Source organism: Pseudomonas fluorescens (genome assembly GCF_902497775.2).
Lineage (GTDB): Bacteria > Pseudomonadota > Gammaproteobacteria > Pseudomonadales > Pseudomonadaceae > Aquipseudomonas > Aquipseudomonas putida_F.
In genome coordinates this window covers 4,908,684-4,924,722 of record NZ_OZ024668.1, presented here as the reverse complement: position 1 = coordinate 4,924,722, position 16,039 = coordinate 4,908,684, and the positions used below count along the sequence as shown (strand labels likewise).

General features: G+C 63.8%; 9 protein-coding genes. 2 read left to right on the top strand and 7 right to left on the bottom strand.

All coding sequences use genetic code 11. The features are described 5' to 3' along the window. Positions 1-109: 109 nt before the first annotated feature. The 7 genes from F8N82_RS22680 to putA form a co-directional block, all read right to left on the bottom strand. A complete protein-coding gene (locus F8N82_RS22680) occupies positions 110-1,291 on the bottom strand; it encodes an NAD(P)/FAD-dependent oxidoreductase (protein ID WP_038997501.1) in 1,182 nt (393 codons plus the stop codon). A 98-nt stretch (positions 1,292-1,389) separates the two neighbouring features. Next, positions 1,390-2,727, bottom strand: coding sequence for an ATP-dependent RNA helicase DbpA (dbpA, locus tag F8N82_RS22675; RefSeq protein ID WP_232531859.1), 1,338 nt, complete (start codon positions 2,725-2,727; stop codon positions 1,390-1,392). Positions 2,728-2,832: 105 nt separating this feature from the next. Next, on the bottom strand, positions 2,833-4,260 hold the full coding sequence (gene mdtD / locus F8N82_RS22670; RefSeq protein WP_038997500.1) for a multidrug transporter subunit MdtD: 1,428 nt from the start codon (positions 4,258-4,260) through the stop codon (positions 2,833-2,835). 90 nt (positions 4,261-4,350) lie between these two features. Continuing rightward, entirely contained in the window at positions 4,351-5,682 is a 1,332-nt protein-coding gene (locus F8N82_RS22665; RefSeq protein WP_038997499.1) for a TldD/PmbA family protein, read from the bottom strand. Next, positions 5,682-7,124 (bottom strand): TldD/PmbA family protein, encoded by a 1,443-nt coding sequence (locus F8N82_RS22660; RefSeq protein WP_038997498.1) that lies wholly within the window; start codon positions 7,122-7,124, stop codon positions 5,682-5,684. Before F8N82_RS22660 ends, F8N82_RS22665 begins: the two co-directional genes overlap by 1 nt. A gap of 32 nt (positions 7,125-7,156) precedes the next feature. Beyond that, complete coding sequence (locus F8N82_RS22655; protein ID WP_038997497.1) at positions 7,157-8,959, bottom strand: acyl-CoA dehydrogenase; 1,803 nt, start codon at positions 8,957-8,959, stop codon at positions 7,157-7,159. Between the two features lie 167 nt (positions 8,960-9,126). Then, on the bottom strand, positions 9,127-13,080 hold the full coding sequence (gene putA / locus F8N82_RS22650) for a trifunctional transcriptional regulator/proline dehydrogenase/L-glutamate gamma-semialdehyde dehydrogenase (RefSeq protein WP_150776735.1): 3,954 nt from the start codon (positions 13,078-13,080) through the stop codon (positions 9,127-9,129). 353 nt (positions 13,081-13,433) lie between these two features. On the opposite strand from putA, the gene putP reads away from it, so the two are divergent. Further along, the gene (gene putP / locus F8N82_RS22645; protein ID WP_038997495.1) at positions 13,434-14,918 is read left to right on the top strand and encodes a sodium/proline symporter PutP; all 1,485 of its coding nucleotides are present in this window, start codon (positions 13,434-13,436) and stop codon (positions 14,916-14,918) included. Positions 14,919-15,044: 126 nt separating this feature from the next. After that, the gene (locus tag F8N82_RS22640; protein WP_038997494.1) at positions 15,045-15,881 is read left to right on the top strand and encodes a 23S rRNA (adenine(2030)-N(6))-methyltransferase RlmJ; all 837 of its coding nucleotides are present in this window, start codon (positions 15,045-15,047) and stop codon (positions 15,879-15,881) included. Positions 15,882-16,039: the final 158 nt, after the last annotated feature.

Here is a 16,039-nt window from a genome sequence, read left to right as displayed (position 1 = left end):
GGCAGGCCTTGGGCGATGATCGAAATTGAGCCAGTCAGATGGCAACGGTGTTACCGCTGCTTCTGACCAGCAAAATTTGTTCCTTGATGCGCTGATTCTACCGCGAAGGTTAGACGAACTGCGCGGCCGCGTACGCCGAGGCCCAGGCCCACTGGAAGTTGAAGCCGCCGAGGTGGCCGCTGACGTCGAGCACTTCGCCGATAAAGTACAGGCCCGGGCTTTTCAGCGATTCCATGGTTTTCGACGAGACTTCACGGGTATCGACGCCGCCCAGGGTCACTTCGGCCGTGCGGTAGCCTTCGGTCCCGGCCGGCACCACCTGCCAGGCCCCGAGTTTGTCGCTGACCTGGGCCAGTTCCGCCGGGGTGTACTGCTTCATTGGCTTGGAGACGAACCAGTGCTCGGCCAGCAGGTTGGCCATCTTCTTGGTGAAAATCTCCCCGAGCAGGGTCTTGAGCTCGCTGTTGGGGCGCTCGGCTTGCTGCTGTTGCAGCCAGCTCAGGGCGTCGTGCTCGGGCAGCAGGTTGATTTCAAGCGTGTCGCCAGCCTGCCAGAACGAAGAAATCTGCAGGATCGCCGGGCCGCTCAGGCCGCGGTGGGTGAACAGCAGGTTTTCCCGGAAGCTGCTGCCGTTGCAACTGGCCACGCAATCGACCGAGGTGCCCGACAGTTCAGTGCAGATTGCCTTGAGCTGCGGTTCGGTGATGGTGAACGGCACCAGGCCTGCGCGGGTCGGCAGCAGGGTGTGGCCGAACTGGCGGGCGACCTGGTAACCGAAGCCGGTAGCACCCAGGGTCGGGATCGACAGGCCGCCAGTGGCGATCACCAGCGACTGGCACTGGAACTGGCCGGCGCTGGTTTCCAGCAGGTAGCCGCTGTCGAGTTTCTCGATCTGCTCGATGCTGGTGTCCATGCGCAGTTCGGCGCCGGCGTTGTCGCATTCATCCAGAAGTATGCCAAGGATGTCGCTGGACTTGTTATCGCAGAACAGCTGGCCGAGCTTCTTCTCGTGGTAGGGCACAGCGTGCTTGCCGACCATCTCGATGAAATCCCACTGGGTGTAGCGGGCCAGGGCCGACTTGCAGAAATGCGGGTTTTGCGAGAGGAAGTTGCTCGGCTCGGTGTACATGTTGGTGAAGTTGCAGCGGCCACCGCCGGACATGAGGATCTTCTTGCCCGGCTTGTTGGCGTGGTCGAGCAGCAGCACCTGGCGGCCGCGTTTGGCGGCGGTCAAGGCGCACATCAGGCCGGCGGCGCCAGCGCCGATGATGATCACTTCGGTGGAACGCACTGCAAAATCCTCGAGAATTCGGTGGTGAAGCGATCGCGGGGCAAGCCCGCTCCTACAGGGATGGTGTGTAGGAGCGGGCTTGCCCCGCGAAAAGGTAATCAGACGATCCGCACCCGCAACGAGCGGCCCTTGATTTTGCCGCTGTTGAGCCGCTGCAATGCCTGCTTGGCCACCGCGCGCTCGACGGCGACGAACGCCTGGAAGTCGAAGATGGCAATCTTGCCGACCTGGGTGCCCGGCAGCCCGGCATCGCCGGTCAAGGCGCCGAGGATATCGCCAGGGCGCAGCTTGTCCTTGCGCCCGGCGGCGATACACAGGGTGCTCATGGTCGGCAGCAGCGGTGCACCATTCTGGGCCTTGAGGCTGTCCAGCTGTTCCCAGCGCAGGGCGGCCTTCTGCATATCTTCAATGGCCTGGGCGCGATGGCCTTCGGCCGGGGCCACCAGGCTCACCGCCAGGCCTTTCTCGCCCGCCCGGCCGGTACGGCCGACACGGTGCACGTGGATCTCGGCGTCGCGGGCCAGCTCGACGTTGATGACCATGTCCAGGGCGTCGATATCCAGGCCGCGGGCGGCGACGTCGGTGGCCACCAGCACCGACAGGCTGCGGTTGGCGAACAGGGTCAGGACCTGGTCGCGATCACGCTGCTCCAGGTCGCCATGCAGGGCCTGGGCGGCAATGCCCTTGGCCTGCAGGTGCTCGACCAGCTCCTGGCACTGCTGCTTGGTGAAGCAGAACGCCACGCACGATTGTGGACGGAAATGGCCGAGCAATTTGCTCACCGCATCCATGCGCTGGTCCGGGTTGATCTCGTAGAAGCGTTGCTCGATCTGGCTGTCGGCGTGCTGCGACTCGACCTTGACGGTTTGTGGGTCGCGCATGAAAGTCGAGGCCAACTGCTTGATACCGGCCGGGTAGGTGGCGGAGAACAGCAGGGTCTGGCGGCGTTTCGGGGTCTGGCCGATGATGTCGGCGATGGCGTCGTAGAAGCCCATGTCGAGCATGCGGTCGGCTTCATCGAGCACCAGGGTGTTGAGGCCATCGAGCACCAGGGTGCCTTTGCTCAGGTGCTGCTGCACGCGGCCCGGGGTGCCGACGATGATGTGCGCACCATGCTCCAGCGAAGCGATCTGCGGGCCGAGGGACACGCCACCGCACAGGGTGAGGATCTTGATGTTGTCTTCGCTGCGGGCCAGGCGGCGCAGTTCCTTGGCCACCTGGTCGGCCAGCTCGCGGGTCGGGCACAGCACCAACGCCTGGCAACCGAAGTAGCGCGGGTTGAGCGGGTTGAGCAGGCCGATGCCGAAGGCGGCGGTCTTGCCGCTGCCGGTCTTGGCCTGGGCGATCAGGTCCATGCCCTTGAGCATCACCGGCAGGCTCTGGGCCTGGATCGGGGTCATCTGGGCGTAGCCGAGGGCGTCCAGGTTGGCCAGCATGGCGGCGGACAGCGGCAAAGTGGCGAAGGCGGTGGCAATGGTGGTCACGAGACTGGCCTGCAAAACAAAATGTCGCGCAGTGTACCAGCCTCATGGCCTTTAGCCCTAAGGCTCGATCTCCGGTTCCAGACGAGGGGCACGCCTTCCGTCCGCCCTGGACAGCTGCATGAAGATCGCCGCCGCCAGCATGGCCATCAGGCCGATGGTCACGAAGGTCAGCTGGAACGCGCCGAGGGTGCTCTCTACGCCCTCGCCACTGCCGGCAGCGGTAAAGCCGCCAAGCAAGGCGCCGGCGCAGGCCACGCCGAGGCTCAGCGACAGTTGCGCGACCACCGACAGCAGGCTGTTGCCGCTGCTGGCGCTAGCGTCGTCGAGGTCGATCAGGGTCACGGTGTTCATTGCCGTGAACTGCATCGAGTTGACCGCGCCGAGCAGGCCCAGCTGGAACAGCAGCAAGGCATAGGGCGTCTGTTCGTCGACCAGGCCCAGGCTGGCCAGCAACAGGCCCAGCAGCAGGGTGTTGCCGGTGAGAATGTTGCGGTAGCCGAAGCGCTCGATCAGCGGCCGGGCAATCGACTTGGCGACCATCGCTGCAGCGGCCAGCGGGATCATGCTCATGCCGGCCTGGGACGGTGAATAACCCAGCGCCACCTGCAGCAACAGCGGCACCAGAAACGGCAGGGCGCCGCTGCCCAGGCGGGCGAACAGGTTACCGAGGATGCCCACCGAAAAGGTCCGGGTGCGGAACAGTTTTGGCGAAAACAGTGGGTTGTCGACGCTCCCGGCACGCAACCAGTAGGCGGCCAGGCACGCCATGCCGGCAAACAGCAGCAACATTACCCGCAGGTGCGGCAGGTGCAGCTCGCCCAGGCCTTCCATGGCAATGGTGATCAGCACCATCGCCGCGCCAAACAGCACGAAGCCGATGCCGTCGAAGCGGGTGCGTTCCGAGCCGCGCAGGTCGGGGATGAACTTCCACACCGCATAACAGCCAATGGCGCCAACCGGCAGGTTGAGCAGGAAGATCCAGTGCCAGCTGAGGATCTCCACCAGCCAGCCGCCCATGGTCGGGCCCAGCAACGGGCCGAGCAGGCCGGGGATGGTGATGAAGCTCATGATCCGCACCAGCTCCGAGCGCGGATAAGCGCGCAGTACCACCAGGCGTCCGACCGGCAGCATCAATGCCCCGCCCAGGCCCTGAATCACCCGCGCCGCCACCAGCATGCCGAGGCTGCTGGCCAGGGCGCAGAGCAGTGAGCCGAGGCTGAACAGCAAGATGGCGCCGAAGAAAATGCGTTTGGTGCCGAAGCGGTCGGCGATCCAGCCCGAGGCCGGGATCAGCAGGGCCACGGTGAGCATGTAGGCGATGATCACCGACTGCATGCGCAGCGGGTCTTCGGCCAGGTCGCGGGCCATGGCGGGCAGGGCGGTGTTGAGGATGGTGCCGTCGAGCGACTGCATGAAAAAGGCGATGGCCACGACCCAGGGGATCCAGCGGGCGGTGGTCGGGTCCAGCGGGGCGCGGTTGGGCATGGGGATGTGTGTAGTCCTTGAGGGCCTCTTCGCGGGGCAAGCCCGCTCCTACCGGAGTTGTAGGAGCGGGCTTGCCCCGCGAAGGGCTAATTACAGTGTCAACGTCAGGCGATTGACCAAAGCTCCCGGCAAATGACTCGAACTGGTCTGGCGCTGGCCATAGGTGCTGGTCGACAGAATCAGCTCGCGCTCTGTGGTCAACGCCTCCAGTTGCGACCCCAGCAAACTGTAGACGCTGTCGTCAAAGCGCATGGTGCTCACCGGCGCCTGGATCTCGCCGTTCTCGACCCAGAAGGTGGCGAAGCGGGTCAGGCCGGTCATGCGCGCGGCGGGCAGGTCCGAGTAGTTCAGGTACCAGAGGTTACTGATGTACAGGCCGGTGCCCAGGCGGGCGAGGATTTCACTCTGCGCAAGCGCGCCGCCTGCCATGCTCAGGGCGCACGGCGACTCGTAGCTATCGGCACCGTTGGCCGCCAGCTCGAACTCGGCGGCGCTGCGCGCGCAGATCAACCGATCACCGGCCTGGCCCTGGTCGATCAGGCGCAGGTCGCTGCGCAACAAGCCTTCATCAGAGAACGACGGGCTCAGCGAACCGCTGATCTGCTCGGCAATGCTGGTCAACGGGCTCAGGCTGGCATCGCCGCTGTACAGGCGCTGTAGCGGACTGTTCTTGGTGGCAATGGCCTGGGCCGAGAAGCCGCCCCAGCAGAGCATGCCCATGATCTCGTCCAGTGCCGCCGGTGCCAGGTAGGCGCGGTACTGGCCAGGGGCGAGTTTTTTCAGCGGGCGACCGAGGTAGTCAAGCTGTTCGCGGGTCTGCTTAAGGCGCAGGGCGAAGGCCTCGCGATCCCAGATCTGCCCGGCATAGTTGGCTTTTACTGCTTCGCCATTACTGTGGAACAGGCTCCAGTCGAGGTTGAAACTGTTGGCCTGGTGCCAGCCAAAAGCCCCGAACGAGCTGGAAAAGCCCCGGCAGATCGGGCCTGCGGCATAGATACCGACCAGGTCGAGGTCGCCCGCGCCTTGCTCGATCTGCGCCAGTACCGCGGCGCTGTCAGGCAGCGGTTGATCCTGCACGCTGTGGCTTTGCCAGGCGCTGTCGTTGAGTTGCAGGTACGGGTCGGGCTCGAGCAGCGGCAGGGTCTGGCGCAGTTGCTCCAGGGCTTGCTGCAAGCGCAGTTGATCGACCTCGGCATCGTTGCCGAGGGTGAACTGCAACTCGGCCTGACGCCCGTCAGCGACCAGCTTGAGCACGCAGCTGGCCTGCTGCACCTCACCGGCCTGACGCACCTTGGCGTGGTTGAAACGGATGAACTGCGAGTGTTCGCCACTGTAGCTCAAAGTGAAATGCTCAGGGGCGCGCACCGCGTCGCGCAGGCTGGCGACCAGGTGCTGGAAGCTTTGCAATGGGGTGGCAGCCATCAGGCGTCTCCTCCGAATACGTCGATCTGGCTGAATACGCAGGCGGGGGAGGCGTGGCCCACGCGCACCACCTGGTTAGGCTCGCCCTTGCCGCAGTTCGGGGTGCCCAGTACCTGCAAAGTGCTGGCGTCGCCAACGGCGCTGAGGTTGCCCCAGAACTGTGCGGAGATCCCGCGGTAGTTGGGGTTCTTGACCACGCCCTTGAGCTCGCCGTTCTCGATCAACTGGCCCCATTCGCAGCCGAACTGGAACTTGTTGCGCGCATCGTCAATCGACCACGAGCGGTTGGTGCGCATCAGTATGCCCTGCTCGATGCCGTCGATCAGTTGCTCGAAGGTCTTGTCCCCCGGCTCGATGTTGAGGTTGGCCATGCGGTCGATCGGCGCCCGGTTCCAGCCGCAGGCGCGACTGTTGGCCACCCCTTCAAGGCCTGAGCGGAACTGCGACAGGGCGCCGCCCAGCGGGCGAATCAGCAAACCGTCCTTGATCAGGAACTGCTTGTGTGCGGCGCTGCCGTCGTCGTCGTGGCTGTAGCTGGCGAGCTCTTCGCGGATCGATGGGTCGAAGGTCACGTTGAGCAGTTTCGAGCCGTATTGCAGGCTGCCGAAGTCGCTGGCCTTGACGAAGCTGGTACCGGCGTAATTGCGCTCGTCGCCGAGGATGCGGTCCATTTCCAGCGGATGACCGATGGATTCGTGGATCTGCAGCATCATCTGGTCAGGCATCAGCAACAGGTCACGCACACCGCTCGGCGTGTTCGGCGCCAGCAGCAGTTGCAGGGCCTGGTCCGCGACCTTGGCCCCGGCGCCGACCAGGCCGCAACGCTCGATCACATCGAGGCCGCCCTGCTGGCCGAAGTTCTCCCGGCCCAGAGTGCGGGTCTGGCTGTCCTGGCCGTCGAAGGCGGTGGTGCTGAAGCCCGGGTAGATAAAACGCTGGGCCTGGCGCAGTTCGGCGCCGGCGGTGTTCAGGTAGATCTGCTCGATATTGCTGACGCCAAGGCTGGCCTGCCAGTTCACCAGGCGGCTGTCATTCGGCACGCTGGCCGACTCCTGGGCAAGCAGAGCGTAGCAGTCGGCCAGGGACGGGAAGGCTTGCTCAAGGTTAGGCGAGCAGTAGTCGGCGCGGCCTGTGGCCAGCGGTTGTTCGCGCAGGTCGAGCAAGGCGCGCCCGGTGATTTGTCGAGCCAGTGTTTCAGCTTGCTCCAGTGCGCGCTGCAAGCCGGATTGAGACAGGTCGGCGGTGGCGGCGTAGGTTTCGACACCGTTCAGACGCACGGTGAGCATCGCGCCTTCGTCGCGGCTGAGGAACGGCGGCTCGGCGATATTCTTGCGCACCGACAGGTGCTGCTGGCTCTGCTGCACGTAACGCAGAGAGAAAAATTCGCCACTGCTGCGCAGGGCGGCGAAGCGCTGGCGCAGCAATGCGGTCAACTCGAACATGCGGGAACCTCCGTGTGCGCGGTGGTTCCCCCTCAGAACCACTCGTCGTGCATGCTCAGGCAGGTATCGTCACGGGCTGCGAGCAATGCCAGCTCATTATGGCAGCCCGGCACTTCCCAGGTCAGGAAATAACGCGCGGCCTGCAACTTGCCCAGGTAGAAGTCGCGATCGGCCGGGTTGCCCCGGGCCAGGCCCTGTTCGGCACGGATCGCCTGCTCCAGCCAGCGCCAGCCGATCACGCAATGGCCGAAGGCCTTGAGGTACAGCGCCGAGTTGGCCAGCGCTACGTTGACCTGGCCCTGGGCCAGATCTGCAAGCAGGCCGAGGGTGACTTCCTGCAGGCGATTGAGCAACTGCTCCAGCGGTACGCGCAGGCGATCCAGGCTGCTGTGCGGGTGGGCCTGTTCGCAGGTCGTGGCGATCAAGCGGACCAGTTGCCTGAGCCCGGCCCCCCCGTTCTGTGCCAGCTTGCGCCCGAGCAGGTCCAGCGACTGGATGCCGTGGGTGCCTTCGTGGATAGGGTTCAGGCGGTTATCGCGGTAGTACTGCTCGACGGGGTATTCGCGGGTGTAGCCGTGGCCGCCAAGAATCTGGATGGCCAGTTCGTTGGCCTTCAGGCAGAACTCCGAGGGCCAGGATTTGACGATCGGCGTCAGCAGGTCGAGCAGTTCGTGGGCCTGCTGGCGAACCGCATCGCTCTCGCCGCTCTGGGTGTCATCGAACAGCCGCGCGGCGTACAGGCCCAGGTCGAAGGCGCCCTCGATATAGGCCTTCTGGGTCAGCAGCATGCGCTTCACATCGCTGTGATTGATGATCGGTACGGCGGCGGCGGACGGGTCCTTGTTATCTGGCAGGCGCCCCTGCGGGCGCTGGCGGGCGTACTCCAGCGAATACAGGTAACCGGCATAGCCGAGCATCACCGCCCCCATGCCGACACCGATACGCGCCTCATTCATCATCTGGAACATGCAGGTCAGGCCCTGATGCGGCTTGCCCACCAGGTAACCGACGCACTGGCCGTTGTCGCCGAAGTTCAGCGCCGTCGAAGTGGTACCGCGCCAGCCCATCTTGTGGAACAGCCCGGCCAGCAGCACATCGTTGCGTGGGCCCAGGCTGCCGTCGGCGTTGACCAGGAACTTGGGCACGATAAACAGCGAAATGCCCTTCACCCCGGGCGGCGCATCCGGCAGCTTGGCCAGGACCAAATGCACAATGTTTTCCGACAGCGGATGGTCACCGCCGGAAATGAAGATCTTGTTGCCGCGCAGGCGATAGCTGCCATCGCTGGCGGGCTCGGCGCGGGTACGGATGTCGGCCAGGGACGAACCGGCATGCGGCTCGGTCAGGGCCATGGTGCCGAAGAAACGGCCGTCGATCATCGGCTGCAGAAACAGGCGTTTTTGCTCTTCGCTAGCGAAGCTTTCAATCAGGTTGGCGGCGCCCATGGTCAGGAACGGGTAGGCCGTGGTCCCGGCATTGGCGGCCTGGAAGTGGGCGAAGCATGCCTGCGAGAGCAGCGTCGGTAGTTGCATGCCGCCGGCCTCGAAGTCACGGCTGGCATTGAGGAAACCGGCTTCCAGAAAGGCATCGACGGCGGGTTTGACCTCGGGGATCAGAATCGCTTCGCCATTCTCATAGCGCGGCTCCTGTTCGTCGCCCTTGCGGTTGTGCGGGGCGAAATACTTTTCGGCGATGGTGCGCGCAGTGTTCAGCGCGGCATCGAAGGTTTCGCGGTTGTGCTCGGCAAAGCGCGGGCGTTGGGTCAGGGCCTCGGCGTCGAGCACTTCGTAGAGTTCGAAGGCCAGGTTGCGGGCACTGAGCAGGGTCTCGGACATGGCGGCATTCCTGTCTGGGGATGGGCCGAGTCTATGAGGGGGGGCGCAAGGGTGCCTAGCACCATAGATGGGGGTGATACTGGGGAATCGGGGTGAGGCCTATCACAAGTCAAGCCCGCTCCCAGTGTAGGAGCGGGCTTGACCCGCGATAGAGGCGCCGCAGGCTATCAGCCGATAGTCATCAGGCTCGCGTTACCACCAGCAGCAGCAGTGTTGACGCTCAGCGCGCGCTCGATCACCAGGCGCTCCAGGGCAATTGCGGTTTCACCCGACGACAGGCCGTGAACACCGACGATGGCACCGGCACGCTTGGCCACCTGCTCGCACACGGCGCGCAGTTGGTCGGAGTCGCCATGATGCAGGACGGCGTCGAACACTATGTCGTCCTTGTTCCAGTCGGCTACCAGCTGGATGCGCGCTTGCACTTCCTTCGGCAGTCGATTACGCAGGGTCTTGCTCAACTCGCCTTCCGGCCAGACCGCCGAGCTGCCCACGGCCAGTACTGCAGCCAGTTGGGTCAGTAGGTCAGCTTCAACCTCGGCCAGGCACAGCACGTGCTCGCGCGGCAGGATGGTGTAGCTGTTGCGCTCGCCGGTCGGGCCCGCCAGCAGGCGGCTGATGCCGCTTTGCGATTGCTGGGCGAACTGCTCGCACAGGCCGCTCAGGTCGTTCAGCTGGTTGCTCGCCGCCCAGGCCTTGAGGGCTTGCAGTGGTTTGCTCATGCTGTCGCGCAGGCGGGTGTCCGGAGCATTTTCGCCGTCGGTGCGCTGGAACGACTGCTCGATGGCATCGGCCGGTCGGGTCGACAGCAGGCGGTACAGGTACAGCGGACCACCGGCTTTCGGACCAGTACCCGACAGGCCTTCACCACCGAATGGCTGCACGCCGACCACGGCACCGACGATGTTGCGGTTGACGTAGACGTTACCGGCGTTGACGTTGTCGATGACCTTGGCAATGGTTTCGTCGATCCGGGTGTGTACACCCAGGGTCAGACCGTAACCGGAGGCGTTGATCTGCTCGATCAGCTGGTCGAGGTTCTTGCGGTTGTAACGCACTACGTGCAGTACCGGGCCGAAGATCTCGCGCTGCAGTTCGTCGAAGCTTTCCAGTTCGATCAGGGTTGGCATTACGAAGGTGCCGCGCTTGATCTCTTCACCATCGGCGATTGCCATCTGGTACACGGTACGGCCTTTGTCGCGCATACCCTGGATGTGCTTCTCGATACCGGCCTTGGCTTCGGCGTCGATCACCGGGCCAATGTCCACGGCCAGACGCTCCGGGTTACCCAGACGGCTTTCGGCCATGGCGCCCTTGAGCATCTCGATCACACGATCGGCGGAATCTTCCTGCAGGCACAGTACGCGCAGAGCCGAGCAACGCTGACCAGCGCTGTCGAAGGCTGACGACACGACGTCGATGACCACCTGTTCGGTAAGCGCCGAGGAGTCGACGATCATCGCGTTCTGGCCACCGGTTTCGGCGATCAGCGGGATCGGACGGCCCTGGGCGTCCAGGCGGCCGGCGATGTTGCGTTGCAGCAGACGGGCGACTTCGGTGGAGCCGGTGAACATTACGCCTTTGACCCGATCGTCACCGACCAGGCGGGCGCCGACGGTTTCACCGCGACCAGGCAGCAGTTGCACCACGCCTTCCGGGATACCGGCTTCGAGCAGCAGGCGTACGGCCTGGGCCGCGACCAGCGGGGTCTGTTCGGCCGGTTTGGCCAGCACCGGGTTACCGGCGGCAAGCGCAGCAGCAACCTGGCCACTGAAGATCGCCAGTGGGAAGTTCCATGGGCTGATGCACACCACCGGGCCCAATGGGCGGTGGGCGTCGTTGCTGAAGTCGTTGCGCGCCTGGACGGCGTAGTAGCGCAGGAAATCGACCGCTTCACGTACTTCGGCAATGGCGTTGGCGAAGGTCTTGCCGGCTTCACGGGCGAGCAGGCCCATCAGCGGCTGGATCTCGGCTTCCATCAGGTCGGCGGCACGCTCCAGGATTGCGGCGCGTTCGGCCGGCGGGGTGGCCTGCCAGATCGGCGCGGCGTTGAGCGCGCACTGGATGGCATTGTCGACGTCGCTGACGTTGGCTTCCTGGACATGACCGACCACATCGCGCAGGTCTGCCGGGTTCAGCACCGGTGCAGCCGCTTCGTTGCTGGAGGCGCAACCGAGCATCGGCGCTGCTTTCCAGTCGTTGTGGGCACTGGCCAGCAGGGCACAGGACAGCGAAGCCAGGCGGTGTTCGTTGGCCAGGTCGATACCGGCGGAGTTGGCCCGCTCGGCGCCATACAGGTCACGCGGCAGCGGAATGCGCGGGTGCGGCAGGCCGGCGTTACCTTCCTGGGTGGCCATCTGTTCGATGGTGGCGACCGGGTCGGCAACCAGTTCCTGGATCGAGATCGACTGGTCGGCAATGCGGTTGACGAACGAGGTGTTGGCGCCGTTTTCCAGCAGGCGGCGTACCAGGTAGGCCAGCAGGGTTTCGTGGGTGCCGACCGGTGCATACACGCGGCACGGACGGTTCAGCTTGCCATCGGCGACTTTGCCGACAACCTGCTCGTACAGCGGCTCGCCCATGCCGTGCAGGCACTGGAATTCGTACTGGCCCGGGTAATAGTTCTGGCCGGCGATATGGTAGATGGCCGACAGGGTGTGGGCGTTGTGGGTGGCGAACTGCGGATAGATGACTTCCGGCACCGACAACAGCTTGCGAGCGCAAGCAATGTAGGAAACGTCGGTGTACACCTTGCGGGTATAGACCGGGTAGCCTTCCAGGCCTTCGACCTGGGCGCGCTTGATCTCGCTGTCCCAGTAGGCGCCTTTTACCAGGCGGATCATCAGGCGATGACGGCTGCGACGGGCCAGGTCGATGACGTAGTCGATCACGTACGGGCAGCGCTTCTGGTAGGCCTGGATAACGAAGCCGATACCGTTCCAGCCGGTCAGTTGCGGTTCGAAGCACAGGCGCTCGAGCAGGTCCAGCGACAGCTCCAGGCGGTCGGCTTCTTCGGCGTCGATGTTCAGGCCGATGTCGTATTGCTTGGCCAGCAGGGTCAGCGACAGCAGGCGCGGGTACAGCTCGTCCATGACGCGCTCGTACTGGGCGCGGCTGTAGCGTGGGTGCAGGGCCGAGAGCTTGATCGAGATGCCCGGGCCTTCATAGATGCCGCGACCGTGAGAGGCCTTGCCGATCGAATGGATGGCCTGCTCATAAGAGGCCAGGTACTTCTGTGCGTCATGTTCGGTCAACGCTGCTTCGCCGAGCATGTCGTAGGAATAGCGAAAACCCTTGGCTTCGAACTTGCTGGCGTTGGCCAGGGCTTCGGCGATGGTTTCGCCGGTCACGAACTGCTCGCCCATCAGGCGCATGGCCATGTCGACGCCCTTGCGGATCATCGGCTCGCCGCTCTTGCCGATGATGCGGCTGAGCGAAGAGGTCAGGCCGGATTCGTTGTGGGTCGAGACCAGCTTGCCGGTCAGCAGCAGGCCCCAGGTGGCAGCGTTGACGAACAGCGACGGGCTGTTGCCCAGGTGCGGCTGCCAGTTGCCGGTGCTGATCTTGTCGCGGATCAGGGCGTCACGGGTGCCTTTGTCGGGGATGCGCAGCAGCGCTTCGGCCAGGCACATCAGCGCCACGCCTTCCTGGGACGACAGGGAGAACTCCTGCAGCAGGCCCTGAACGATACCGGCACGGCCGCCAGCGCTCTTCTGGTTGCGCAGTTTTTCGGCAATGCCGGCGGCCAGCTTGTTGGTGGCTTCGGCCATGGCGGCCGGCAGGCGTGCCTGCTCCAGCAGCATCGGTACCACTTCCGGCTCAGGACGGCGGTAGGCGGCGGTGATGGCCGAGCGCAATACCGATTGCGGCAGGATGCTTTCGGCGAACTCGAGGAAGCACTGGTGGGCGTGATCGGCCTGGACTTCGCCGGCATCGTCGGCATGAATGCCTGGCTGACCGTTGAGTTCGGTCAGGGTGGCGCCACCCTCGAGCTTCTCCAGATAGTTGAAGATCGCTTGCTTGATCAACCAGTGCGGCGTGCGGTCGATGGACGTCGCAGCTGCTTTGAGTCGCTCACGGGTAGGGTCGTCGAGTTTGACCCCAAGGGTGGTCGTCGCCATTTCTTATCCTCATTATTGCCACAGGCTGTGGCTTAAGCTGGCGCCAAGATTAGCCGTGCGCGATTTTGGGTGCAACCTAGTGCAACCCAAAAAATGCAGGAAAAAAGTGCTACTCGTCTGGAGGGTAAATCCCTACAGCCAAAACGGCTGTTTCTGGTGCATTTTCTTCTGAAAATATGCCTTCTTGCTCCAAAAAGGAGCAAAAAGCCGCTGTTACGCAAAAAATCCGACGAGGTGCAACTTGATTGTAAAAACAGGTTGCACCCGCTTTGCGTTGTTGCATAGGATTCGCGGCCTGGGTGCAACCTCCTCTGAGGCTGTCGCTACATAAAAACAAACGCCAGGGCGCAACAATGAGTGTAAGCAATCCAACCTTGATCACGTTCGTGATCTACATCGCGGCAATGGTGCTGATCGGCTTCATGGCCTATCGCTCTACCAACAACCTTTCTGACTACATTCTTGGCGGTCGCAGCCTCGGCAGCGTGGTTACCGCGCTTTCGGCTGGTGCCTCGGACATGAGTGGCTGGCTGTTGATGGGTCTGCCGGGCGCCATCTACATGTCGGGCCTGTCGGAAAGCTGGATCGCCATCGGCCTGATCGTCGGTGCCTACCTGAACTGGCTGTTCGTTGCCGGCCGTCTGCGCGTGCAGACCGAACACAACGGTGACGCACTGACCCTGCCGGATTACTTCTCCAGCCGCTTCGAAGACAACAGCGGGTTGCTGCGGATCATCTCCGCGGTGGTGATCCTGGTGTTCTTCACCATTTATTGCGCTTCCGGCATCGTCGCCGGCGCCCGTCTGTTCGAAAGCACCTTCGGCATGTCCTACGAGACCGCGCTGTGGGCTGGCGCAGCGGCGACCATTGCCTACACCTTCGTTGGTGGCTTCCTGGCGGTGAGCTGGACCGATACCGTCCAGGCCACACTGATGATCTTTGCCCTGATCCTGACTCCGGTGATCGTACTGATCGCAACCGGCGGTTTCGATACCACCTTCGCTGCCATCGAGCTGAAGGATGCGGGCAACTTCGATATGCTCAAGGGTACGACCTTCATCGGCATCATCTCGCTGATGGGCTGGGGCCTGGGCTACTTCGGCCAGCCGCACATCCTGGCGCGTTTCATGGCCGCTGACTCGGTCAAGTCGATCGCCAAAGCCCGTCGCATCTCCATGACCTGGATGATCCTCTGCCTGGTCGGTACCTGCGCCGTTGGTTTCTTCGGTATCGCCTACTTCTCGGCGCACCCTGAGGTCGCAGGCCCCGTTACCGAGAACCACGAGCGTGTGTTCATCGAACTGGCCAAGATCCTCTTCAACCCCTGGATCGCTGGTGTCCTGCTGTCGGCCATCCTGGCAGCGGTCATGAGTACTCTGAGCTGCCAGTTGCTGGTGTGCTCCAGCGCCCTGACCGAAGACTTCTACAAGACCTTCCTGCGCAAGGGTGCCTCGCAGCTTGAGCTGGTCTGGGTCGGTCGTGCCATGGTGCTGCTGGTGGCCGTGGTTGCCATCCTGATCGCCTCCAACCCCGAGAACCGCGTTCTGGGCTTGGTCAGCTACGCCTGGGCCGGCTTCGGTGCCGCCTTCGGCCCGGTCGTGCTGATCTCGGTGCTGTGGAAAGGCATGACCCGCGACGGCGCACTGGCCGGCATCCTGGCGGGTGCAATCACCGTGGTAGTGTGGAAGCACTTCTCCATCTGGGGCCTGTACGAAATCATCCCGGGCTTCATCCTCGGCGCCCTGGCGATCTACTTCGTCAGCAAGGCCGGCAGCCCGTCGAAGACGATGGTCTCGCGCTTCGAAGCCGCAGACCAGGCGTTCAAGGTCGGTCATTGATCGCCTGTTGAGCTTCGCCTGACAACGGCCCGGTCTCGCAAGAGGCCGGGCCGTTGTCGTTTTGGCAGTCCGCGCCTGACGTCGCCTGCGGGACAAGGTAAACTGCGCGGTCTTGCAGGAGTTGCCATGAACTATCGTCACGCCTTCCACGCCGGCAACCACGCCGACGTCTTCAAACACCTTGTGCTGACCCGCCTTATCGCGTTGATGTCACGCAAGGAGCAGTCGTTCGCCTACCTCGACACCCATGCCGGCCTGGGTCTTTATGACCTGCAGGGCGATCAGGCGACGCGCACCGGCGAGTGGCTGGAAGGTATCGGCCGCCTCTGGGGGCGCGACGACCTGCCGGAAGTTACTGCAGACTACCTGCGCATCCTGCGCAAGATGAACCCTGACGGCGAGCTGCGCTACTACCCGGGCTCCCCGGAGCTGGCGCGGCGCCTGGCCCGCCAGCAGGATCGCGTGCTGCTCAACGAGAAGCACCCCGAAGACGGTCGCCTGCTCAAGGACAACATGAAGAAGGACCCGCGCGTCGCCGTGCACCTGGGCGAGGGGTGGCATGTGCCGCGGGCCTTGCTGCCGGTGCAGGAAAAACGCGCGGTCATGCTCATCGACCCACCGTTCGAGCAGGCTGACGAGCTCAAGCGCTGTACCCAGGCGATGAAAGAGACCATTAGCCGCATGCGCCAGACCGTCGCGGCCATCTGGTATCCGATCAAGGACCAGCGCCAGCTGGTGCGCTTCTACCAGGACCTGACCAGCACCGGGGCGCCGAAGCTGCTGCGGGTCGAACTGTATGTGCATCCGCAGGACAGCCCCCAGGGCCTCAACGGCTCGGGCCTGGCCATCGCCAACCCGCCGTGGGGTCTGGAAGAAGAGCTGCGTGCGCTGTTGCCGTGGCTGTCGCAGGTGCTGGCGCAGACCCAGGGTAGCTGGCGGATGGATTGGTTGATCGCCGAGTAGCTGCTGTAGGAGCGGGCTTGCCCCGCGATGCGCTATGACTGACTGTATGCAATCGCGGGGCAAGCCCGCTCCTACGCTTTGCGTTATAATCCCGCTCTTTGGCTGCCGCTCGCCCCAAGTGCCTGCGTGCATATATACAGATTGAAGAGGCTAGACCC

Excerpts from the sequence above, each read along its gene's own strand:
- dbpA (WP_232531859.1), bottom strand. The coding sequence starts at position 2,727 with ATGCTGGCCAACCTGGACGCCCTCGGCTACGCCCAGATGACCCCGATC.
- putP (WP_038997495.1), top strand. The coding sequence starts at position 13,434 with ATGAGTGTAAGCAATCCAACCTTGATCACGTTCGTGATCTACATCGCG.
- F8N82_RS22655 (WP_038997497.1), bottom strand. The coding sequence starts at position 8,959 with ATGTCCGAGACCCTGCTCAGTGCCCGCAACCTGGCCTTCGAACTCTAC.
- F8N82_RS22665 (WP_038997499.1), bottom strand. The coding sequence starts at position 5,682 with ATGGCTGCCACCCCATTGCAAAGCTTCCAGCACCTGGTCGCCAGCCTG.
- F8N82_RS22640 (WP_038997494.1), top strand. The coding sequence starts at position 15,045 with ATGAACTATCGTCACGCCTTCCACGCCGGCAACCACGCCGACGTCTTC.
- mdtD (WP_038997500.1), bottom strand. The coding sequence starts at position 4,260 with ATGCCCAACCGCGCCCCGCTGGACCCGACCACCGCCCGCTGGATCCCC.
- putA (WP_150776735.1), bottom strand. The coding sequence starts at position 13,080 with ATGGCGACGACCACCCTTGGGGTCAAACTCGACGACCCTACCCGTGAG.
- F8N82_RS22660 (WP_038997498.1), bottom strand. The coding sequence starts at position 7,124 with ATGTTCGAGTTGACCGCATTGCTGCGCCAGCGCTTCGCCGCCCTGCGC.